The following is a 203-nucleotide window of genomic DNA, read 5'->3' as shown; positions in this document are numbered from 1 at the left end:
TTTCCCCCGCTCCAAAGCAAATATTTGCTGGAAGTAATATTTTCTCTCAGTTGCAAAAATGGTTGCCAAGGTGGTCACAGGAAGGCTTAACAAAAAATCTTGGGATTAATTTGCAGCCATCCAAAATTGATTCAACAAGAACTCAAAAAGAATTTCTATTGGAAGATGAACTTCTTGTTTTAAGACAAGAAAATGAGACATTA

Annotated in this window: 1 pseudogene; it reads left to right on the top strand. The window is 35.0% G+C overall.

The window, feature by feature from the left end:
• Window positions 1-203: pseudogene (locus tag AMO19_RS01935) on the top strand (histidine kinase); the annotation flags it as partial.

Origin of the sequence: Prochlorococcus marinus (genome assembly GCF_001180245.1) — a bacterium.
Classification (GTDB): domain Bacteria; phylum Cyanobacteriota; class Cyanobacteriia; order PCC-6307; family Cyanobiaceae; genus Prochlorococcus_A; species Prochlorococcus_A marinus_F.
This window is presented reverse-complemented; position numbering and strand designations above follow the sequence as displayed.